This window comes from Parabacteroides massiliensis (assembly GCF_900155425.1).
Taxonomy (GTDB): domain Bacteria; phylum Bacteroidota; class Bacteroidia; order Bacteroidales; family Tannerellaceae; genus Parabacteroides; species Parabacteroides massiliensis.
Window position 1 is genome coordinate 784,282 of sequence record NZ_LT700189.1, and the last position, 23,016, is coordinate 807,297.

Sequence of the window (23,016 nt, forward strand, 5' to 3'; positions counted from 1 at the left end):
TCAGAATTATCAAAATGACACTGCTACCCCACCAAAATCGAATTAGTACCCCATATATCAGAATTTACACTAAAGGGTAATATTTTTTAACAATCTTCGTGGTAGCCAAAACCTCCTTTTGCTATCAAAATGACCAAATGACCAAGAGAGAAAATAGTCCCTGTGTTTAATTATATAAATCTCAATTTATATCGTAAATTTGCATTACGTTTTATCTATAACAAAAAAGATGTACACACCGCCATTCACCATATCGCCCCAAGCCATCAATCTGATTGCCGAGATAGCCGCACAGATCGAACGCTACGCTATCCGGCTGGAACAAACAGACGGCATCAGGTTGCGTAAAGCAAATCGTATCAAGACGATTCATAGCTCATTGGCCATCGAAGGCAACAGCTTGACCGAAGGGCAGGTTAAGGATATCATCAACGGTAAAACCATCGTTGCTCCTCTTCGCGAAATACAAGAGGTAAAAAATGCAATTGATACATACGAACTTTATCCACTTCTGGATCCTTTTAGCATAAAGGATTTGCTGAAAGCCCACAGTGTCATGATGAAAGCGTTGATTGACGATGCCGGACGCTTTCGCCGTACCGGCGTAGGGATTTTCGGCGAACAAGGCTGCGTGCATGTTGCCCCACCTGCCGACCTTGTGCCCTCTTTGATGCACGATTTGTTCGATTGGTTGATAAACGCACCGGACCATTTGCTTGTTCGCTCCTGTGTATTCCATTACGAATTTGAATTCATCCACCCGTTCAGCGACGGGAATGGACGTTGCGGACGTTTGTGGCAATCACTCATATTAGGGCAACTGCATCCGCTATTTGCCCATCTGCCTGTTGAAAATATGGTTTACGCCAATCAACAAGAATATTACAATGCCATTACGGAAAGCAATAGCCGCACAGATTGTTGCCCTTTTATCAATTTCATGCTTCAGGAAATATTAAACACATTGAAGTCCCACCAAGGAGAAGCAATAGATCCGCATGTCGGTATAAATGTCGGAACAAATGTCGGTATAAATGTCGGTATAAACGAACAGAAGCTTCTCTCCCTTATCGCCCGTTCTCCTCATATTTCCGCACGCGAAATGGCTGCCTCCTTAGGGATAACACAACGCCAATGTGAACGCATTCTGGCAACACTGAAACAACAACAACGAATCCGTCGTTCCGGTTCCAACAAATCCGGTTATTGGGAAATCATTGGCTGACTACTGGATTTTCCCAATAAAACGCCATAAAAATCCAAAATAAACCATACATTTGCATTCTAATAACATGAATCAAACACAATTATAATACCAAAAACGATGGAATATTGGCAGAAAGATATTGAGACCATGAATCGCAAAGACTTGGAGAAACTACAGTTGGAGCGATTGAAAAAGACAATTGAAGCAGCCGGGAATTCACCTTTCTACAAAAAAGTATTGGCAGAAAACGGCATCACCGCCGACAGTATACAATCATTGGACGATTTGCAGAAGATCCCTTTCACGACGAAAGACGACCTCCGCAACAATTATCCGTTCGGCATGGCGGCTATTCCTATCCGGAAATGCGTACGCATCCACTCGTCGAGCGGCACGACAGGCAACCCTACGGTCGTGTTGCATTCGGCCAAGGACCTGGACCAATGGGCTAACCAGGTGGCACGCTGTATGTATATGGTAGGCATCCGCGACACGGACGTATTCCAGAACACTTCCGGCTACGGAATGTTTACCGGCGGGCTGGGGTTCCAATACGGAGCCGAAAAATTAGGCTGCCTGACCGTACCGGCAGCAGCAGGCAATACCAAACGGCAGATCAAGTTCATCACGGATTTCGGGACGACCTGCCTCCACATCATTCCCAGCTATGCCACCCGCCTGGCGGAAGTGATGTATGAAATGGGGATCGACCCCCGCCGCGACACCAAGCTGCACACCGTTTGTATCGGCGCCGAGCCCCACTCGGAAGAACAACGCCGCCGGATCGAACAGCTGTTAGGCGTAAAAGCATACAACTGTTTCGGGATGTCGGAAATGAACGGTCCCGGCGTCGCTTTCGAATGCACGGAACAGAACGGGCTCCATATCTGGGAAGATAACGTAATCGTAGAGATTATCGACCCTGTCACGCTCCAACCGGTAAAAGAAGGCGAAGTCGGCGAATTGGTCCTGACGACCATTAACCGCGAGGCAATGCCTTTGCTCCGCTACCGTACCCGCGACCTGACCTGTATCCTTCCGGGAGAATGCCCTTGCGGACGGACACACAAACGCCTGGCGCGTTTCAAAGGCCGCAGCGACGACATGATTATCCTGAAAGGGGTCAACCTCTTCCCGATCCAGATCGAAAAGATACTGATGCAGTTTAAAGAACTGGGCAGCAACTACCTGATTACGATCGAAACGGTAGGCAACAACGACGAAATGCTGATCGAAGTGGAACTGAGCGACCTGTTTACCGACGATTACAGCGTCTTGCAACGTCTGACAAAGGAAATCACCCGCCAGTTGAAAGACGAGTTGCTCCTCACTCCCCACCTGAAACTGGTAGCCAAAGGTTCTCTGCCGGTACAGGACGGGAAAGCCGTCCGGGTGAAAGATTTGCGCAGGCTTTGTTAATTCATCATTCATACATCTAAAATCATAAATCAACATGACAGTCAATCAGATTTCTATTTTTCTGGAAAACAAATACGGGAAGCTAAGCGAAATCCTCGCTATGCTGGCCGAAGAGAAGATACGGATCATTGCCGCGACAGTGGCAGACACGTCCGAATACGGTATTCTGCGCATCATCGTCAGCGATCCCCAAAAGGCATATAAAATCCTGAAAGGCAACAATGTCAGCGCGAACCTGACCGATGTGCTGGCAATCGTCACGAACTCCTGTGCAGGCAGCTTTGCCCAAACCTTGTCCTGCTTCACGAAAGCCGGCGTCAGCATCGAATATATGTATTGCTTCTCAGCCAATGGGAAATCGATCCTGATCTTACGCACGAACAACCGGGAAGCCGCCCGCGAAGTGATCCGCCGTCAGAACCTGGAATATATCTGTGAAAGTGATTTGATCAAATTATAAAAAAACAACAATACATGTTCGGAATAAGCGACCCCGGCATCTGGCTGGCCTACCTGTTAGCCCTCGTCTGCCTGTTTTATTCCATTTGGTTCGGAATAACCCATTGGAATAAAGACGACGAGGATAGTACTAACCCACAACAGCCGGAAAAATGAGCACACTGACTTTAGGTATCGTAGTAATCATCTATATGTTCATTCTGGCCTGGCTGGGATACATCGGATACAAACAGACGAAAAATGCCAGCGATTACTTGCTGGGGGGACGAAAAGTGAATCCCATCATCATGGCCCTTTCATACGGGGCGACCTTTATCTCCGCATCGGCCATTGTCGGTTTCGGAGGAGTAGCGGCCACGTTCGGGATGGGAATCCAATGGCTTTGCTTGCTGAATATGTTCATGGGCGTTGTCATCGCTTTCATCATATTCGGGCGAAACACCCGTAAGTTAGGCGAAAGATACAATGCCCGCACATTCCCGCAATTATTGGGATTGCACTATAATTCGCGTGCCATACAGGTGTTCATCGCCGCCATCATCTTTATCGGCATGCCGCTGTATGCGGCTGTCGTGATGAAAGGAGGCGCAGTGTTCATCGAACAGATGTTCCACATAGACCTGCATCTGGCACTGCTCATTTTCACGCTTATAGTAGCAGCCTACGTCATCACGGGAGGCATTAAAGGCGTGCTATACACGGACGCTTTGCAGGCCGTCATCATGTTCGCCTGCATGCTGTTCCTGCTGTTCTGGTTCTACCGGGTGATGGATATGGGCTTCATCGAAGCCAACCGGAAACTGACGGAAATCGCCCCGCTTGTCCCTGAACGGTTCAAGGAGGTCGGACACCAGGGCTGGACGGCCATGCCGGTGGCAGGGTCTCCGCAGTGGTACACCCTCGTCACCTCGCTTATCCTGGGCGTCGGCATCGGCTGCCTCGCCCAACCACAGCTGGTCGTACGCTTCATGATGGTGGAAAGCACCAAGCAGTTGAACCGGGGCGTCCTGATCGGGTGTGTATTCCTGATCGTGACCGTCGGCGCCATTTATCATGTCGGCGCGTTATCGAACCTCTTTTTCCTGAAAACGGATGGCGTGGTGGCGTCTGAAGCCATCAAGGATATGGACAAGATCATCCCGCTGTTTATCGACCGGGCAATGCCGGAATGGTTCAGCGCCGTTTTCATGCTCTGCATCCTGTCGGCAAGCATGTCCACGCTCAGCGCCCAGTTCCACACGATGGGAGCCTCTTTCGGGGCAGACATATTCCCCAAGCTGGGACACCGGAAGAACACCAACTCGACGATGGGCGTACGCATCGGAGTGCTTTGTTCCATCCTGGTCAGCTACATAATCTGCTATACGCTGAGCGCAGGGATCATAGCACGCGGAACAGCCTTGTTCATGGGAATTTGCGCCGCCACCTTCCTCCCGGCCTACTTCTGCTCCCTTTTCTGGAAGAAAGCGACCAAGGAAGGAGCGTTGGCAAGCTTATGGACGGGTGCGCTGGCAAGCTTGTTCGCCATGCTGTTCCTTCACAAGGCGGAAGCCGGAGCGGTCGGCCTATGCAAAATGCTGTTCGGCCGCGATGTCCTGATCGACGTCTATCCCTGGTTCGCCATCGACCCGATCCTGTTCGCTTTGCCTTTATCCGCCCTTGCGATGGTTCTCGTGAGCCTGGCAACATATAAGAAGCAAGATATCCGAAGAGACTGATAACTTGTCAGTCAAAATGTCATTTTGTTTGTTTGGCATTGTTTTTGTAACTAAACATTGCGTAACTGATCATAGTTACAGGAAACAATAAGTATAACATCAAAATATTTTATATCGGATTATGGCAAAACAAGGAAACATAGGTGTTACGAGTGAGAACATCTTCCCTATCATCAAAAAATTTTTGTATAGTGATCACGAAATTTTTCTTCGTGAATTGGTATCTAACGCCGTTGATGCAACGCAGAAGTTGAAAACATTGGCTTCCGTCGGTGAGTTCAAAGGAGAACTGGGAGATTTGGCCGTACATGTCAGTTTCGATAACGATACGATCAAAATCTCCGACCGCGGTATCGGTATGACCGCCGAAGAGATCGACAAATATATCAACCAGATCGCCTTCTCCGGCGCTGAAGAGTTCGTTGAAAAATACAAGAACGACGCAGCCGCCATCATCGGTCACTTCGGACTCGGTTTCTATTCTTCCTTCATGGTTTCCAAGAAAGTGGAGATCGTCACCAAATCGTATAAAGAAGGAGCCGTTCCTATGAAATGGAGCTGCGACGGCACACCCGAATACACTCTGGAAGAAACGGAAAAAGAAGATCGCGGAACAGATATCATCCTGTATATCGACGACGAGAACAAAGATTTCCTGAACAAAGACAAGATCAACGGCCTTCTGACCAAATACTGCCGTTACCTGCCGGTCCCCATCGCATTCGGAAAGAAGCAGGAATGGAAAGACGGGAAATATGTCGATACAGACGAAGACAACATCATCAACGACATCCAGCCGGCATGGGTTCGCAAGCCGACCGACATGACCGATGAAGACTATAAGAAATTCTATCAGGACCTGTATCCGATGTCCGACGAACCTCTGTTCTGGATTCACCTGAACGTGGACTACCCGTTCCATCTGACCGGTATTCTGTATTTCCCGCGTATCAAGAGCAACATCGACCTGCATCGCAACAAGATACAGTTATACTGCAACCAAGTGTTCGTCACCGATTCGGTCGAAGGCATCGTTCCTGAATTCCTGACACTGCTGCACGGTGTGCTCGACTCTCCGGATATCCCGCTGAACGTGTCCCGTTCTTACCTGCAGAGCGACCAGAATGTGAAAAAGATCTCCAACCACATCATGAAAAAAGTGGCAGATCGTCTGGAAGAAATATTCAAGAACGACCGTCCGCAATTCGAAGAAAAGTGGGACAGCCTGAAACTCTTCATCCAGTACGGAATGCTGAGCGAAGAGAAATTCTACGACCGCGCAGCCAAATTCGCTCTCTTGAAGGATGTGGACGGCAAATATTATACATTCGAAGAGTACAAAGCGCTGACGGAAGCCAACCAGACAGACAAGGAAGGCAACCTCGTCTACCTTTATACGACGAACGCGAATGACCAGTACAGCTATATCCAGGCGGCAAAAGACAAAGCTTACAGCGTGTTGATCATGGACGGCCAGTTGGATGTCCACGCCATCAGCCAGATGGAACAGAAGTTCGAAAAGACACGTTTTGTACGTGTGGATAGCGACACGATCGATAATCTGATCCGCAAGGAGGATGCCAACAAGGTCACGCTGAATGAAGATGAAAAGAACGCCCTGCAGGAAATGTTCAAGAGCCAGTTGCCGAAGATCGAAAAGACTGACTTCATCGTCACATTCGAGGCATTGGGCGAAAACTCCAATCCGGTCATGCTGACCCAGAGCGAGTATATGCGCCGTATGCGTGAAATGTCTGCCATGCAGCCGGGCATGTCGTTCTACGGCGAATTGCCTGACAGCTACAACATGGTGCTGAACACAGACCACGAACTGGTCAAGAAAATCCTGACTGAAGAAGAAGCAGCCTGTGCCGAGAAACTGAACCCGATCCTTTCCGACCTGAAAGGCTGGAAAGCACGTCAGTCCGACCTGCGCGAAGCCCAGAGCAAGAAGAAAGAAGAAGAAATCACTTCTGAAGAAAAGGAAGACATGACGAATACGAACAAAAAGATCGACGAGCTGGTAGGACAGCGCAACAGCATCCTGTCCGAATATGCCGCCGGAAACAAACTGGTCAGCCAGTTGATCGACCTTGCCCTGTTGGCAAACGGCATGTTGAAGGGTGAAGCATTGAGCCGGTTCATCAAACGCAGCGTCCAGATGATCGGTTAAAGCTAAACCGGAAGATAGAAGATCATAATAACAAAAGGGTGTCAAAACTCCCAACCGGTGTCGTGCCTGGCACCGGTTGGGATGGTTTTGACACCCTTTTTTGTCTCTTTCTTCTTATTCCGGCAATTATCCACCCTCCCCCTCTCATTGCATTTCGACCGGTAGCCTGAACCCCCGTTAGCCTGCCGGATCAACAAAACGGACCGATTTTATGTTGTATTTTATATTTCAAACTCTTGTAGTCTGAAAAATAACGACTACATTTGAGTTCTTTAAGCAGAGAAGAGACAAGTATGAAAAAAATAGCTGTACTGGCAGCCCTGTTATTTGTGGCCTTGCAAACAGGATATGCCCAAAAAGTGGGACTGGTTTTGAGTGGCGGCGGTGCAAAAGGCGCCGCCCATATAGGAGTAATCAAAGCTTTGGAAGAGAACGGGATACCCATTGATTACATCACGGGGACATCTGCCGGTGCAATTGTCGGCAGCCTCTATGCGATGGGATATACGCCTGAAGAAATGGTGGAACTGATGCTCTCCGAAGAGTTCAGTTACTGGCAAACCGGAACAGTGGAAAACGAGTACAAATATTATTTCAAACGCCCGGACCCGACACCTGAATTCGGCCATTTCTCCATCGACATGACCGACTCGCTGCAGGTGAAAGCCAATTTCCTCCCACAAAGTCTGATCAATCCGATCCAGATGAATCAAGCATTTATGGCCTTGTTTTCGCAGGCTACGGCAAAGGCCGGCTGGAATTTCGACAACCTCTTCGTCCCGTTCCGCTGCGTGGCCTCGGATATCTACAGCAAGAAAGCCATTATCTTCAAAAACGGAGATCTCGGAGATGCCGTCCGCGCATCGATGACGTTCCCCTTCTTCTTCCAACCTATCTGGAAAGACAGCGTCCCTATTTTCGACGGCGGCATCTACGACAACTTCCCGGTCGGCCCGATGAAGGAGGCTTTCCATCCGGACTTCATCTTCGGTTCGACCGTGGCAGGAGGCAACAACAAGCCTTCGTCCAATCCTTATAACCAACTGGAAACGATGATCATGCAGAAAACGGAATACGACGTTCCCGAAGACGAAGGCATGATGATCAAATTCAGCTTTCCCACCGTCTCCCTGCTCGATTTCCAAAAGGCGCGGGAATTGATGGATATCGGCTACAAACGGACGATGGAGATGATCGACTCCATCAAAGCACGTGTTCCCCGGCGCGTGGAGCTAAGCGAAGTCAACAAGCACCGCGAGGCTTACAAACAGAGCCTTCCGCCGCTGATTTTCCAGAATATATATGTGACAGGCGTGAATGAATCGCAAAAGAAATATATTGAATCACAGCTCCATCGCGACATCAACCACGAATTCTCGATGGAAGAGTTCAAACGTGCTTATTTCAAGATGCTGACCTATTCCAAAATCAAAGAGATATTGCCCCACGCCGTTTATAACCGGAAGGAAAAGAAGTTCGACCTCTATCTCGATGTCAAGATGAAGGAAGAGATCACGGTAGGATTCGGAGGCAACGTCTCTTCCTACCAAGCCAACCAGTTGTTCCTCGGACTGGGATACCAGTATTTGAGACGGTATGCCGCTGACGTGAACGCCAATTTCCAAGTAGGCAACTCGTTCAGCGGCGTGATGCTGAACGGCCGTATCTATTTGCAGACGAGGATACCGACCTACCTGAATTGGCAAGGCGTGTTCTCGGACAAGAAATACTCCGAAAGCCAGTCTTTGTTCTACGAAGACGTGCTGCCGGCTTTCATCCACCAGAAAGAACTGTACACGAAAGTCAAGTTGGGATTCCCGTTCCTGAACCGCGCCAAAGCCGAGATCGGTTTTGCTTACGGCCGGCTGAACGATTACTATTTCCAGACTTCCAACATGACGTTCCCGAACGCGACCACCGACCACAGTTGGTATGACCTGTTTGCCGGTTCACTCAGCATCGAACGCAACTCGCTGGACTACAAACAATATCCGATCTCCGGACGAAAACAATTCTTGGTGGCGCAATATGTAACCGGAACAGAAAAATACATGCCGTCTCCCATTACGGATATGGGCACATTCGACCGGGAAGTTCATAGCTGGCTGCAAATGAAAGGCGAATGGGAACAGTACAAAACAATCAGCCCGCATTTCAACCTCGGCTTCATGAGTGAATTCGTGCTCTCCAGCAAGAATCTGCTGAACAACTACACCGCTTCCGTCTTGCAAGCGCCAGCCTTCACGCCGACGCCCCATAGCCAGATTGTCTTCAACGAAGCGTTTCGTGCCAATCAGTATGCGGCATTCGGATTGTCGCCGATCTGGAAATTCAGCAAATTGCTGCACTTCCGCCTCGACATGTACGGTTTCGCCCCGTTATACGAGATAAAAAAAGAAGAAATATGGAACAACAACACATACACGGCAATCCCCTATTACGGGAAATTCCTTCGTTCTTTTAAGTATATGGGCGAAGCAGCCCTTGTTTTACAACTGCCTTTCGCCTGCATCAGCCTGTATGCAAACGGATACAGCTATCCGGCTAAAAATTTTAACTTCGGCTTGAATATTGGTTATCTGATATTTAACCCGAAGATGCTTGATTAGTTAAAAAAAAGATATCGAAAAGACTTGCACATATAAAAGAAAGTGCTACCTTTGCACACGCAATCACGAAATAATGGCCGCGTAGCTCAACTGAATAGAGTAGCTGACTACGGATCAGCCGGTTACAGGTTTGAATCCTGTCGCGGTCACCATTTCAAGATGAAGTTTGAACAAAAATGAAGATTGGCCGCGTAGCTCAACTGAATAGAGTAGCTGACTACGGATCAGCCGGTTACAGGTTTGAATCCTGTCGCGGTCACCATTCAGATAAAGTTTAAACAAAAATATAAAGATTGGCCGCGTAGCTCAACTGAATAGAGTAGCTGACTACGGATCAGCCGGTTACAGGTTTGAATCCTGTCGCGGTCACAACAACAAAAAAGACTGTTCAACTAAGCGTGGACAGTCTTTTTTGTTGTTTAAAAACGGAATTACCCCCGGTGGGTCTATTTTTATCATCTCAAACTGTTTCCCTGCCCACAGCCCTCTGTTTCAAGAAATCTGCTTCAAAGCCTGTGCCAACTGGTCCGGGCACGATGTCCCACGTCCGCGGCAATCGATGCCTTCCAGGCGGCGGATCGCTTCGCCGACCTCCATACCGACCAGCAGTTTGGACAGGCCTTGCGTATTTCCCTGGCAACCGCCGATGATCTGAACATTTTTAATTACGTTGTCTTCCGAGTCGATAATCATCATTTTAGAACACACTCCGCCGGTCGGAGTATAAGCAACACGTTGTTTATTCATACTTTTCTGTTTCTAATTATAATGTAACAGGCCACAAAGATAAAATAATTTGAGACAACGACCAATCCTTAAGTATTGGCCTAATTTCACAAAAGAAACAAATTATTCAAGATATATCGGGAAGTATGATGTTTTATCCGAAAAGAATGCTTTCCTTTGTATCAACAAACAATAAGAGATTATATCGATTTGATTTTTCACATGTATCTTCTCAATTATATATTGAGCATTTTCACCTCTGATAAATAACTTCCTTAAATTCGATTGTTGAATTATTAATTTTTTTATTTTTATATTTTATGAACATGTATATTGGTAACCTTAGCTACAATGTTAGGGAATCGGATTTAAGAGATGTAATGGAAGAGTTCGGAACAGTTGATTCAGTAAAACTTATCATCGATCGCGACACAAGAAGATCAAAAGGTTTTGCATTCGTCGAAATGCCGGAAACATCCGAAGCACAGAAAGCAATCAGAGATTTGAACGGAGCCACTTATGAAGGCCGTCAAATGATTGTAAAAGAAGCACTCCCAAGAAATTAATTCTACTGAATTATAAAAGCTAATTTGAGAAGGATATCCGTTTTCGGGTATCCTTCTCTTGTTTATTCCAACTATCATTTTAAACAAACTCTTTTTTCCTAAAAGATTTGTGCCTAACTTTGCAAGATATAAATAACAACAACATGACATACGAAGAGACGCTACACTATCTATATACCAGTATTCCTGTTTTTCAGAATGCCGGACCTTCAGCCTACAAACCCGGATTAGGAACCAGTATCGCACTGGACGACCATTTAGGCAATCCGCATAAAGCATACAAAACAATACACGTTGCCGGAACGAACGGCAAAGGTTCCGTCAGCCACCTGCTGGCTGCGATCCTGCGCCAATCGGGATATAAAGTCGGGCTTTACACCTCCCCGCACCTGATCGACTTCCGCGAACGAATCCGGGTAAACGGGCAAAAGATCCCCAAAGAATATGTAATGGATTTTGTAGAACGCAACCGCTCTTTCTTCGAACCTCTCCAACCGTCCTTCTTCGAACTGACTTCCAGCATGGCTTTCGACTATTTTCGTGCAGAGAAGGTGGACTATGCCGTTATCGAAGTCGGCATGGGCGGCCGCCTGGACAGTACCAATATCATCACTCCCATCCTGAGCATCATTACGAACATCAGCCTGGACCACACCCAGTTCTTGGGAGATACGGTCGAAAAGATAGCTTTTGAGAAAGCCGGCATCATCAAGAAAGACGTTCCGGCACTGATCGGCGAAGTCGACCGCCACAGTGTGGCAAAAGTCTTTGCCGATGCAGCCGTCAAAGCCGGCACATTGGTCTATTTCGCCCAGGACGAAGGGTTGCTGAAAGAATCGTACCTGATGGACACGGGCGAATGGTATCTGGATTCTGCAGAATACGGGCAGCTGTTCGGCGAACTGGGCGGTGTCGTGCAGTTCAGGAACGCAATTACCGTATTGGGGGCTATCAACCTGTTGAAGGTTGCCGGCGTAAACATTCCGGTTGAAGCGATACGGGAAGGTTTCGGACATGTGGTCGAACTGACAGGGCTGATGGGGCGCTGGCAGGTCCTGCAACAAAACCCGAAAGTCGTGTGCGACACCGGGCACAACGTCGGAGGTTGGCAATACCTGAGCATCCAGCTTAAAGAAGAACTGAAGCAGCATAAGCATCTCTTCATGATCGTCGGCATGGTGAACGACAAAGATATAGACGGCGTGTTGGACCTGATGCCGGAAAACGCCTTTTACTTTTTCACGCAAGCATCCGTGCAACGGGCAATGCCTGCGGAAGATTTTGCGACGAAAGCTCTCCTCCACGGTTTGTCGGGCACGATCTGCGACTCCGTACCGGAAGCCGTGGAAAAGGCATTGGCACGAGCCGGGAAGGACGACATGATCTTTATCGGCGGCAGCACTTTCGTCGTGGCAGATGCTCTGCCTTTGTTTCCCGAAGAAAACAAATAACATAATTCAATAACAAATATCATGACAGAACAAATTCAAAGAAAACTGAGTGAATCGAAGACAGCGAGATGGTTCGTACTGGCGCTCGTCGCATTCACTATGCTCTGCGGATACTTCATCACGGATATGATGGCTCCGCTGCAGGACTTACTGCAAACTCCCGTCGAAGGCGGCGGACTGGGATGGACAGCCAATGAATATGGTAAATTCACCAGTGCCTACGGTTGGTTCAACGTATTTTTCCTGATGCTTATCTTCGGAGGGATGATCCTGGACAAGATGGGCGTACGCTTCACCGGCTTGATGTCAACATGCATCATGCTTATCGGTGTGTTTATCAAATGGTTCGGTATATCGCACAACTTCGATGGGGCAACCGTCACCATTTTCGGTTCCGAATATGGGTATCCGTTGGTGATCGCTTCATTAGGATACGCCTTGTTCGGTGTCGGCGTCGAGATTGCCGGTATCACCGTTTCGAAAATCATCGTAAAGTGGTTCAAAGGCAAAGAGATGGCTCTGGCAATGGGGCTGGAAATGGCTTGTGCCCGTATCGGCACGGGGTTGGCGATCGGTGTCACGCCTTTGCTGAGCCGCGCGTTCGGCAACTCCATCAGCATGCCGATCTTCATCGGTTTGATTTTGCTTTGCATCGGTTTGTTGTCCTTCATCGTATTCGTTGTCATGGATAAAAAACGGGATGCCGAAGATGCCGCCAACGCTACCGGAGAAGAAGATGCGGAAGAGCCGTTCCGTTTCGGCGATATCTTGGATATCATTACGTTAAAGGGATTCTGGTATATGGCGCTCCTTTGCGTTCTGTTCTATTCGGCCGTTTTCCCCTTCCTGAAATATGCTCCGAACCTGATGATCAACAAGTTTGGTATCGATCCGGAATGGTCCGGTGTCATTCCGGCCTTACTGCCGTTCGGTAATATCCTCCTGACCCCGTTCTTCGGAAACTTGTACGACCGCAAGGGAAAGGGAGCCACCATCATGATTATCGGTTCCATCATGCTGATATTTATCCACCTCACATTCTCCATCCCGATGCTGGACAACTGGCTGGTCGCCCTGGGGCTGATCCTGCTGTTAGGCATCGCCTTCTCACTGGTTCCTTCCGCCATGTGGCCTTCCGTTCCGAAGATCATTCCGGAAAACAAATTGGGGACTGCCTACGCTCTGATATTCTGGGTACAGAACTGGGGGCTGATGGGGGTTCCGTATATGATCGGCATCGTGTTGGATGCATACTGCATCACCGGAGAAATCAACGGCAAACCGACCTACGACTATACGATCCCGATGTTGATCTTCACCTGCTTCGGTATTCTGGCGCTTGTGATCTCCTTGTTGCTGAAACGTGAAGACCGCATCAAGGGCTACGGCCTGGAACTCCCGAACATCAAAAAGGAAGCAGATGTTGTTCTGGCTGAAGAGATGATCGGCGAAGGACAAAGATAAGCACCGGAAGGCGAGGTAAAACTTCTTCCTTCAGGATTTTTCAGGCACGGAATTTTCCATGAAATCCGTGCCTGAATCATATCAATAAGAATTTTTTACAATTGTCAATCATTAAAAAGAGACTATATAATATGATCTGTTTTCCCAATGCCAAAATAAACCTGGGGCTGAATGTCGTAAGCAAACGTCCGGATGGTTACCATAATATCGAAACCATTTTCTATCCGATCCCGGTGAAAGATGCGCTGGAAATAGTCAGGGCCGATACATTCTCTTTCACGCAAACGGGGATTCCGGTAGATGCTCCGGCGGAAAAGAATCTGGTTGTAAAAGCTCTGAACCTGCTGAAGTCGCGGTATGAAATCCCGGAACTGGAAGTTCATCTGCTGAAAGCCATTCCCTTCGGGGCCGGACTTGGCGGAGGCTCGGCCGATGCCGCCTTTATGCTGAAACTGCTGAACGACTATTGCCGGCTTCATCTTCCACAAGATGATCTGGAAAAACTGGCCTCTTCCATCGGGGCGGATTGTCCGTTCTTTATCCGCAATACGCCGGTATTCGCTTCCGGCACGGGAAATATCTTCGAAACGGTCGAATTGTCGCTGGCCGGTTACCATCTCTGCCTCGTCAAACCGGATGTCGCCGTCTCGACACCTGAAGCCTATTCGATGGTGACGCCCGCTGCTCCGGCAATCTCTCTGAAAGAAATCGTCCGGAGACCTGTCGAAGAATGGAAAGAACTGATGGTAAACGATTTCGAGAGAAGCGTCTTCCCGAAACATCCGGTCATTGCCGGGATCAAAGAGACACTGTACGAAAAGGGGGCCGTATATGCTTCCATGTCCGGATCAGGCTCTTCCGTGTTCGGCTTGTTCAGAGAAGCGACCGACCTCAAAGGCTTGTTTACCGATTGTTTTGTCTGGGAAGGACAACTGCCATGAACAATTCCAAATACACACAATACATGAATCAGAAAATTAAACTTATCCCGTTACTCCTCTTTTCGGTTTTTGCCACACAAGCGGCGGAAGACGTTAAAGTGAAGCAGTACTTCCATGCCGGGCCGATAACGGTCAATAAACCGATCCTGGCAGACAGCCTGAATGTCAATGGAAAGCCTTTCGATGCGAAAAACCTGGTCAAATCGACTATCCCGTTCGAGCGTGCCTTGAGCAACGCAAGCGTGGTCGAAACAGACACCGCCGGACTGATTACCGTCCCGGCACCCGAAAAAGGATATGCCTTGCATCTCTATTCGTTCTACCTGAACAGCGACCGCTACACGAAAGGTTCGCTGGAAGTTTCCGGACCGGGGACATTCGAAGTGTTTGTCAACGATAAACCGGTCGGCGCCACTTCCGAGTTGGCCTTGGAACCATACCGCTATAAAGTGGTCATCAAATATCTGACAGCCGCCACCGACACCTGTCCAGCCACGCTGACAGCCAAATTCAAGAGCGAAGAGGAAGCCCGGGTCATAGCCTCCCTCGATCCTGAAAAGCGATACACGCCACGCGATATCCTGAAAGGAACGCAATTCAGTGGAACGAGCCTCTCGCCGGACGGGAAATATGTGTTGGTCAAATATTATACCTGCATGGAAGGTGGGAAAAACGAACAATACGCCCAGTTGCGGGATGCGGCGACCGGACGGGTTTTATTGCAGGACAAAGGGTTTATCCTGACTGCCGACTGGATGCCGACGAGCAACAAGATGTATTTCACCCGCACCGGAATGAACGGAAAAGAACTGGTGACCGTCGATCCGTCGACCATGCAGGAAGATGTCCTGGCGGAAAACCTGCCGGAAGGCAGCTTCAGCTTCACCCCGGACGAAAAGACATTGCTCTACACCATCCGGGAAGAAGGCCCTAAAGACGGACCGGATATGCTTCGCATCCTGGAACCGAACGACCGTCTGCCGGGGTTCCGCAACCGCTACTTCATCTGGCGCTACGATCTTCAGACCGGCCTGTACGAGCAGTTGACATATGGGCATAACAACACCTTCATCAACGATGTCAGTGCCGACAGCCGTTACCTGCTGTTCAGCACCAGCGAACAGGATTACACTTCGCTGCCTCACTCCAGCAATTCCATGTATAAGTTGGATTTGCAGACCATGGCGGTCGACACCTTATGGGAAAAAGCCAAATACATCAATGGAGCGACCTTCTCGCCGGACGGCAAACAGTTGATGGTGTCCGGTTCCGGCAATGCGTTCGACAACATCGGCCTGAACATCAAAGAGGGGCAGATATCCAACACCTACGACGGACAGCTTTTCCTCTACGATCCGGCAACGCGGAAAGCGAAAGCGCTTACCAAAGACTTCAACCCGAACGTCACGAGTGCAGTGTGGAGCAAATTCGACGGACAGATATACATGTTGACAGAGGATCAGGATTACCAGCGTGTCTATACCTGCAATCCGGCCAACGGAAAAATCAGCCGACTCGACCTGCCGGAAGATGTCATCTACAATTATTCACTGGCCGAAACCGCTCCGGTCATGTACTACTACGGACAGAGCGTATCCAACGCCAACCGCCTGTACAGCTACAACACCAAGAGCAGGAAGACGCAACTGATCTACGACTTGTCGGCCGACAGGCTGAAAGACATCAAGTTCGGAGAAGTGCACGACTGGAATTTCACTTCTGACGACGGAACCGTCATTCAAGGCCGCTATTATCTCCCGCCCAACTTCGACGCTTCCCGGAAATATCCGATGATCGTCTATTACTACGGTGGAACCTCTCCTACTAACCGTGCGTTGGAACTCAGATACTCCATGCACATGTATGCCGCCCTCGGCTATGTGGTCTATACGTTGAACCCAAGCGGTACGACCGGGTTCGGACAAGAATTCGCCGCCCGTCACGTAAATGCCTGGGGAGACAAGACTGCCGATGAAATCATCCGGGGGACAGAACTGTTCTGCAAAGAACATTCGTTTGTCAACCCGAAGAAAATCGGTTGTATCGGTGCCAGCTACGGCGGCTTCATGACACAATATCTACAGACAAAAACCAACCTGTTTGCCGCCGCCGTCAGTCATGCAGGTATCAGTGCCCTGAGCGGATATTGGGGTGAAGGTTATTGGGGATACGGATATTGCTCGGTTGCCAATACAGGCACTTACCCGTGGAATAATCCGGAGTTTTATACCAAACATAGTCCGCTGTTCAATGCCGACAAGATCAAAACTCCTCTCCTTCTGCTTCACGGAAATGCCGACACGAATGTGCCCGTCGGTGAAAGCATCCAGATGTTCCTGGCTTTGAAACTACTTGGAAAAACAGTCGAATTCGTACAGGTAGACGGAGAGAACCACGGTATTGCGGATTATAAGAAACGCCTCGAATGGCAGAATACCATCTTTGCCTGGTTCGCCAAATACCTGAAAGACGAACCACAGTGGTGGGATGCTCTTTATCCGGAAAGACATCTATGACAGAATATAATTCGTATCTTTGCAGCCATGAAAACATTCAGACCGGAGGCATGGCTGCCTACTACAAAAAAAGAAGTTGAAGCCCGCGGATGGGACTATATAGATGTGATACTTTTCAGCGGAGACGCCTATGTGGACCATCCTTCATTCGGGGCTGCCGTCATCGGACGGACACTCGAAGCGATGGGACTGCGCGTAGCAATCGTTCCGCAACCGGACTGGCGTGGGGATTACCGGGATTTCAAAAAGCTGGGAGCCCCCCGCCTGTTCTTCGGTGTCTCTGCCGGAGCGATGGATTCGATGATCAACCACTATACGGCCAACAAGCGCCTGCGCAGCGATGATGCCTACACACCGGACCGCCGTGCCGGCATGCGCCCCGATTATCCCAGCATCGTTTACACGAAGATACTGAAAGAAATCTACCCGGATGTTCCCGTCGTACTGGGTGGCATAGAGGCTTCTTTGCGGCGGGTCACACATTACGACTACTGGCAGGACAAACTGCTCCCCGGAATCCTGAAAGACAGCCCAGCCGATTTGCTGATATACGGCATGGGGGAACTTCCTCTGAAAGAACTGGTCAGCCGGCTACAGGCGGGAACTCCCTTCCGCGAGATCAAAGACATACGGCAAACAGCCTATCTGGCTGACACGGTAGAGCCACTCCCGGACGATATCAATCTTTTTTCCCACGAAGAATGCCTGCGCGACAAACTGAAACAGGCGAAGAACTTCAGACACATAGAGGAAGAATCCAACAAACAGCAGGCTTCTCGTATCCTGCAAAAGGTAGGCAGACAGACAATAGTCGTCAATCCTCCTTTCCCGCCTATGACGGAAGAAGAGATAGATGCGTCGTTCGACCTGCCCTACACCCGCCTGCCCCATCCCAAATACAAAGGAAAGACGATACCGGCTTTCGAGATGATCAAGTTCTCGGTAAATATCCACCGGGGATGTTTCGGAGGCTGTGCTTTCTGTACCATCTCGGCACATCAGGGGAAGTTCATCGCTTCGCGAAGCAAAGAGTCGATACTGAAAGAAGTGAAGAAGATTACGCAGATGCCGGACTTCAAAGGATATCTGAGCGATCTCGGCGGTCCTTCGGCCAATATGTACCGGATGAAAGGAAAGAATCCGGATATCTGCGCCCGGTGCAAGAAGCCGTCATGCATCTCTCCTGTCGTCTGCAAGAACCTGAATGCAGATCATACGCCGCTGTTAGAGATATACAAAGAAGTGGATAGTATGCCGGGAATCAAACGTTCGTTTATCGGTAGCGGTGTCCGCTATGACCTGCTCTTGCACCGGTATGAGGATGACAATCTGAACAAGGCTGCCCATACCTATATGGAGGAACTGATAGCCCGCCATGTTTCCGGCCGCCTCAAAGTCGCTCCCGAACATACGGAAGACAATGTCCTGAAGATGATGCGCAAACCGTCATTCGAACTTTTCGGGCAATTCAAAAAGATATTCGACCGTGTAAACAAACAACACGGACTGAACCAGCAACTAATCCCTTATTTCATATCCAGCCATCCCGGTTGCACCGAGGCGGATATGGCAAACCTGGCCATCCAAACCAAGAAGCTGCATTTCCAACTCGAACAGGTACAGGATTTCACCCCCACTCCCATGACGTTAGCAACGGAGATGTACTACACGGGTTATCATCCTTATACATTGGAAAAGGTATATACGGCCCATACGAAAGAACAGAAACTGGCACAGCGCCAGTTCTTCTTCTGGTATAAACCGGAGTTCCGACGCCAGATCACACAAGCGTTGCAAAAGATAGGAAAGAAAGATTTGATCGGAAAGTTGTTCGGAAAGTAAGTTGCCAAGCGATATAAAACAAAAGGGCGGTGTGTATTCTATGTTTTCATGCAAGTAAAACATAGAATACACACCGCCCTTTTTCTAAATACAGCTTATTCCTTTACGGCAATCACTTCAATCTCTACCAGGCCGTTCTTCGGCAATGTCTTGACTGCAACGGCAGAACGAGCCGGGAAAGTTCCTTCGAACTGAGAAGCATACACTTCGTTCATAGCAGCGAAATCACCCATGTCAGCCAGGAATACGGTTGTCTTTACGACATCGTTGATGCTGAGGCCGGCTTCTTTCAAGATTGCCTGTATATTCTTGAATGCCTGTGCGGTCTGCTCTTTCACTCCTCCTTCAGCAAAATTGCCTGTTGCGGGGTCAAGTCCCAACTGGCCGGAAGCAAACAGCATATTTCCTACTTGCACAGCCTGGCTGTACGGGCCGATAGCGGCTGGTGCATTTTTTGTTGCGATAACTTTCTTCATTGTTTCTTTATTTTTATAACGTTATTGTGCTTGTTCATTCATCCGCTGGCGAACCACTTCATAGATAAGAATGGAAGAGGCGACCGATACGTTCAGCGAACCGATCGTGCCGAACTGCGGAATCTTCACCATGCTGTCGCAGATACGAAGATTATCCATCGAAACTCCCTTATCTTCCGCTCCCATTACGATAGCCACAGGTCCGTCATACTTGATAGATGTATAATTCTCAAAAGCTTTTTCACTGGCCGCATAGACTTTTACGCCGGAGGCCTGTAAGAAACGGATGGCTTCCGTAATGCTTTTTTCCTTGCAGACAGGCAATACATGGAGTGCACCTGCCGAGGTCTTAATCGCATCGGCATTCACCGTCACGCTTCCTCTTGAAGGAATCACGATCGCATCCACACCGGCACATTCGCAGGTACGGGCAATAGCACCGAAGTTACGGACATCCGTAACCCCATCCAACAAGACGATAAACGGATTCTTTCCTTGTTCATATACAAACGGAATAATATTTTCCAACCGTTCGTACGTGACAGCCGGGATAAAGGCTATTACCCCTTGATGGTTCTTACGCGTCAAACGATCGAGACGTTCGGCAGGCACACGCTGTACAGGTATGTCTCGCCCTTTCAGAACTTCAAACAGCTCGCGGGACAGGTCTCCCTGCAATTCACGTTTCACCAATATTTTATCAATCTCCTTATCGGCCTGGATTGCCTCTATCACGGCACGGATGCCGAACACCATTTCGTTTTCTTTCATTATGCTATATCTTTTCCGTTTTTATCACCGGGCTAATCGATTAGCCCGGCTCTGAGTCCGACAAAGGTACAAAGATTTACGCTTTTATTATATATTTTTCTCCATGTTCCGCCTGTTGCTCGTCCGTTGACGGCTATTTGAGCGAGCCTTGCTGGAGCGCTTGTCCTCTTTTTTGTCCTTATCGTAACGTTTATCCCCATTCCGGTCCGGACGTTTTTTATCATATTTATCCTGATTGTACTTGTTTTTGTGATTATCGTACTTATTCTTGTGATTATCGGGACCGGGACGACCTCCCTGAAAGTTCGAACGGTCGTATTTGCCGGGTTTCCACTGTCCATTGTCATGGTGGGGACGGCCATCGTTATGATTCGGTTGAGGACGATCATACCTGTCCGGCTTCCATTGTCCGTGGTTGTGACCGGGACGATCATACTTGCCGGGATACCATTTACCGTCATCAAAGCGGTCGAACCACCGGTTGTTCGTATATTCCCATTGGCAATGCCAGTAATGATCCTCATAATGGTGACAGACATTGGACGGACGATAGTGCGGATAGTGCGGATTATTGTACCATCCTCTCCAATCATGGATACGCGTCGGTGTCTCACGGACAAACCGCACATACAAACGGAACTGTGAAGGTGAAAAGATACGTTGCAATTTCCGGTCTCGTTCCATACGCAACTTATATATCTTCTGGGCAGACTGGTCCCAATAACGGTAATGCTTACATGCTTCACGCTCGATCCTCTCTCCGTACCGGTGAATGATCTTATGATACTCGGCCGCCTGACGGTTCGTCATACGGATTGCCTGTTCCATCCAAAGGCAGTTCTGACAATGAGGTTCATTCCACCCGAAACTGATCCAAAACTGTGCATATCCCTGCAAGCTGCAAAAAAGGACTGCCATTAATATAATACTCAATCTCTTCATGACATTCGATTTTTAATTAACACTTACACTTTGTTGCTATTATGACCATACAGCGATGAAAAGGTTTAATTTCTCGCTTTCAACAATTCTTTCGCATTCGCAATCGAAGCACTGGTCAGCGAAGCGCCGCTCAGCATACGCGCAATTTCTTTCACGCGCTCTTCCTTACTCATTTTCCGGATGCGGGTAACGGTCCGGTCATCCGTATCTTCCTTATAGACAAAATAATGATCTTTTCCTTTAGCTGCGATCTGGGGAAGATGGGTAATGGCAAAAACCTGCATCTTCGTGCCCAGTTCCTGCATGATATCCCCCATTTTATCGGCAATATCCCCGGAAACCCCCGTATCCACTTCATCAAAAATAATGGCTGGCAACGCTGTAAATCCGGCAATCATCGCCTTGATACATAACATCAGGCGGGATATCTCGCCACCGGATGCCGTCTGAGCCACCGGTTGCAGTTCCGCACTCTTATTGGCGGAAAACATAAACCGGATTTCGTCCATTCCATCGCTTTCCGGCTCTTGTTTGGGAACAAAGTCGATCGCAAAACGCATATTCGGCATACCCAGCGGAACAACCATTTCCATCAATTGGGAGGCGATGGCTTTTGAAGCGATCTTACGCTGCTCGCTCAATACGGCCGCCTGTTGAAGCAATTCCCGGTGAGAGACCTCCAACTGTTTCTTTAACGATTCGATCTGTTCATCGAAAGAATCGATCTCCTTCAGCTGCTCATCATATTTATCCCGCAATTCCATCAGTTCTTCGACTTTGGAAACCCGGTGTTTCTGTTCCAAGGTGTATAACGTATTGAGACGTTCGTTCACCCAGTCCAAGCGTTCGGGATTAAATTCGACATCTTCCTTCAGCACTTCCGTTTCGGAAGCCAGGTCGTTCATATCGATATAGGCAGAACGCAGGCGTTCGGCTATTTCTTTTGCTTTCGGGTAATAACGTTCCAGGTTGTCTGCGGTGGAAAGGGCTTCTTTTATCAGTTGGACGGCTCCTTGTTGTTCCTCCCCGTCCAGCAGTTGGGTGATCTTATAAAGAGAACCTTTTATCTCTTCGGCATGGGAAAGGGTTTCCAACTCCTGTTCCAGTTCCTCCTGCTCACCGGCTACCAAACCGGCATCGGTCAGCTGCTCCAACTGGAAACGCACATAGTCTTCCTCCTGCTTCGTCTGAAGAGCCTTTTCACTCAGTTCTTTCAGTTCTCTTCTCAAAGACTGGTAACGACTGTACTCCTTCCGGTAGAGGATCAGCAGGATATCGTTTTCGGCCATTACATCGATTACTTTCAGTTGAAAGCGGTTATCCCCCAACAAAAGATTCTGGTGTTGCGAATGGATATCGATCAGCCGGCTCCCCAATTCCTTCACCACGGAGAGCGGGACAGGCGAATCGTTTACAAAAGCACGAGATTTTCCCGATGCAAACAACTCCCGGCGAAGGATGCAAATCTCCGCATCATATTCCAGGTCATTCGTGAGAAAGAATTCTTCCAGTTTATAGCGGGAAACATCGAAGACTGCTTCTATCACACATTTTTCAGAACCTTTCTTAATGCTCTTTCCATCCGCACGCTGTCCCAAAACCAGGGAAAGAGCACCCAATATAATGGACTTTCCTGCACCCGTCTCACCGGTTATCACAGAAAAACCTTTGTCGAACTTAATGTCCAGGCTGTCTATCAAAACAAAGTTCCGTATGAATAAAGACTTCAGCATAGC

Annotated in this window: 18 protein-coding genes and 3 tRNA genes; 16 read left to right on the top strand and 5 right to left on the bottom strand. The window is 48.7% G+C overall.

What is annotated here, in order from left to right; all coding sequences use genetic code 11:
• Window positions 1–229 precede the first annotated feature (229 nt).
• From BQ9893_RS03345 to BQ9893_RS03385, 10 genes are all read left to right on the top strand, one after another.
• Window positions 230–1,225 carry a Fic family protein gene (locus BQ9893_RS03345; RefSeq protein WP_075964737.1) on the top strand — a complete coding sequence of 332 codons (996 nt, stop codon included), beginning with the start codon at window positions 230–232 and terminating at the stop codon, window positions 1,223–1,225.
• Window positions 1,226–1,324: 99 nt separating this feature from the next.
• Window positions 1,325–2,626, top strand: coding sequence for a phenylacetate--CoA ligase family protein (locus tag BQ9893_RS03350; protein WP_075964738.1), 1,302 nt, complete (start codon window positions 1,325–1,327; stop codon window positions 2,624–2,626).
• 34 nt (window positions 2,627–2,660) lie between these two features.
• A complete protein-coding gene (locus BQ9893_RS03355) occupies window positions 2,661–3,086 on the top strand; it encodes an acetolactate synthase (RefSeq protein WP_075964739.1) in 426 nt (141 codons plus the stop codon).
• A 14-nt stretch (window positions 3,087–3,100) separates the two neighbouring features.
• Window positions 3,101–3,241 (top strand): symporter small accessory protein, encoded by a 141-nt coding sequence (locus BQ9893_RS21585; protein ID WP_167369837.1) that lies wholly within the window; start codon window positions 3,101–3,103, stop codon window positions 3,239–3,241.
• Entirely contained in the window at window positions 3,238–4,803 is a 1,566-nt protein-coding gene (locus tag BQ9893_RS03360) for a sodium:solute symporter family protein (RefSeq protein WP_075964740.1), read from the top strand. Before BQ9893_RS21585 ends, BQ9893_RS03360 begins: the two co-directional genes overlap by 4 nt.
• A 121-nt stretch (window positions 4,804–4,924) precedes the next feature.
• Window positions 4,925–6,976, top strand: coding sequence for a molecular chaperone HtpG (htpG, locus tag BQ9893_RS03365; protein WP_075964741.1), 2,052 nt, complete (start codon window positions 4,925–4,927; stop codon window positions 6,974–6,976).
• 293 nt (window positions 6,977–7,269) lie between these two features.
• Window positions 7,270–9,585, top strand: a complete 2,316-nt coding sequence (locus BQ9893_RS03370) for a patatin-like phospholipase family protein (RefSeq protein WP_075965384.1) — start codon at window positions 7,270–7,272, stop codon at window positions 9,583–9,585.
• A gap of 75 nt (window positions 9,586–9,660) precedes the next feature.
• Window positions 9,661–9,737, top strand: a tRNA-Arg gene (locus tag BQ9893_RS03375).
• A gap of 33 nt (window positions 9,738–9,770) precedes the next feature.
• Window positions 9,771–9,847, top strand: a tRNA-Arg gene (locus BQ9893_RS03380).
• Window positions 9,848–9,880: 33 nt separating this feature from the next.
• Window positions 9,881–9,954 (top strand) — tRNA-Arg (locus tag BQ9893_RS03385).
• Between the two features lie 123 nt (window positions 9,955–10,077).
• On the opposite strand, the gene BQ9893_RS03390 is transcribed toward BQ9893_RS03385, so the two are convergent.
• On the bottom strand, window positions 10,078–10,332 hold the full coding sequence (locus tag BQ9893_RS03390) for a TIGR03905 family TSCPD domain-containing protein (RefSeq protein WP_075964742.1): 255 nt from the start codon (window positions 10,330–10,332) through the stop codon (window positions 10,078–10,080).
• Window positions 10,333–10,631: 299 nt separating this feature from the next.
• Here BQ9893_RS03390 and BQ9893_RS03395 point away from each other — a divergent pair, with 299 nt between their 5' ends.
• From BQ9893_RS03395 to BQ9893_RS03420, 6 genes are all read left to right on the top strand, one after another.
• A complete protein-coding gene (locus BQ9893_RS03395; protein WP_075964743.1) occupies window positions 10,632–10,877 on the top strand; it encodes an RNA recognition motif domain-containing protein in 246 nt (81 codons plus the stop codon).
• A 143-nt stretch (window positions 10,878–11,020) separates the two neighbouring features.
• Window positions 11,021–12,328: a bifunctional folylpolyglutamate synthase/dihydrofolate synthase gene (locus tag BQ9893_RS03400; protein WP_075965385.1), complete on the top strand. Its 1,308-nt coding sequence runs from the start codon at window positions 11,021–11,023 to the stop codon at window positions 12,326–12,328.
• Window positions 12,329–12,349: 21 nt separating this feature from the next.
• Entirely contained in the window at window positions 12,350–13,792 is a 1,443-nt protein-coding gene (locus BQ9893_RS03405) for an MFS transporter (RefSeq protein ID WP_075964744.1), read from the top strand.
• 131 nt (window positions 13,793–13,923) lie between these two features.
• Window positions 13,924–14,733, top strand: a complete 810-nt coding sequence (gene ispE, locus BQ9893_RS03410) for a 4-(cytidine 5'-diphospho)-2-C-methyl-D-erythritol kinase (protein ID WP_075964745.1) — start codon at window positions 13,924–13,926, stop codon at window positions 14,731–14,733.
• 23 nt (window positions 14,734–14,756) lie between these two features.
• Window positions 14,757–17,249, top strand: a complete 2,493-nt coding sequence (locus BQ9893_RS03415; RefSeq protein WP_075965386.1) for a S9 family peptidase — start codon at window positions 14,757–14,759, stop codon at window positions 17,247–17,249.
• Between the two features lie 27 nt (window positions 17,250–17,276).
• On the top strand, window positions 17,277–19,091 hold the full coding sequence (locus tag BQ9893_RS03420) for a YgiQ family radical SAM protein (RefSeq protein WP_075964746.1): 1,815 nt from the start codon (window positions 17,277–17,279) through the stop codon (window positions 19,089–19,091).
• Between the two features lie 95 nt (window positions 19,092–19,186).
• Here BQ9893_RS03420 and BQ9893_RS03425 read toward each other — a convergent pair whose 3' ends face one another.
• From BQ9893_RS03425 to recN, 4 genes are all read right to left on the bottom strand, one after another.
• Window positions 19,187–19,567 (bottom strand): RidA family protein, encoded by a 381-nt coding sequence (locus BQ9893_RS03425; protein WP_075964747.1) that lies wholly within the window; start codon window positions 19,565–19,567, stop codon window positions 19,187–19,189.
• A gap of 21 nt (window positions 19,568–19,588) precedes the next feature.
• On the bottom strand, window positions 19,589–20,338 hold the full coding sequence (rlmB, locus tag BQ9893_RS03430) for a 23S rRNA (guanosine(2251)-2'-O)-methyltransferase RlmB (RefSeq protein ID WP_075964748.1): 750 nt from the start codon (window positions 20,336–20,338) through the stop codon (window positions 19,589–19,591).
• Window positions 20,339–20,425: 87 nt separating this feature from the next.
• Complete coding sequence (locus BQ9893_RS03435; RefSeq protein ID WP_075964749.1) at window positions 20,426–21,280, bottom strand: hypothetical protein; 855 nt, start codon at window positions 21,278–21,280, stop codon at window positions 20,426–20,428.
• Window positions 21,281–21,345: 65 nt separating this feature from the next.
• The gene (gene recN / locus BQ9893_RS03440) at window positions 21,346–23,013 is read right to left on the bottom strand and encodes a DNA repair protein RecN (protein WP_075964750.1); all 1,668 of its coding nucleotides are present in this window, start codon (window positions 23,011–23,013) and stop codon (window positions 21,346–21,348) included.
• Window positions 23,014–23,016 lie beyond the last annotated feature (3 nt).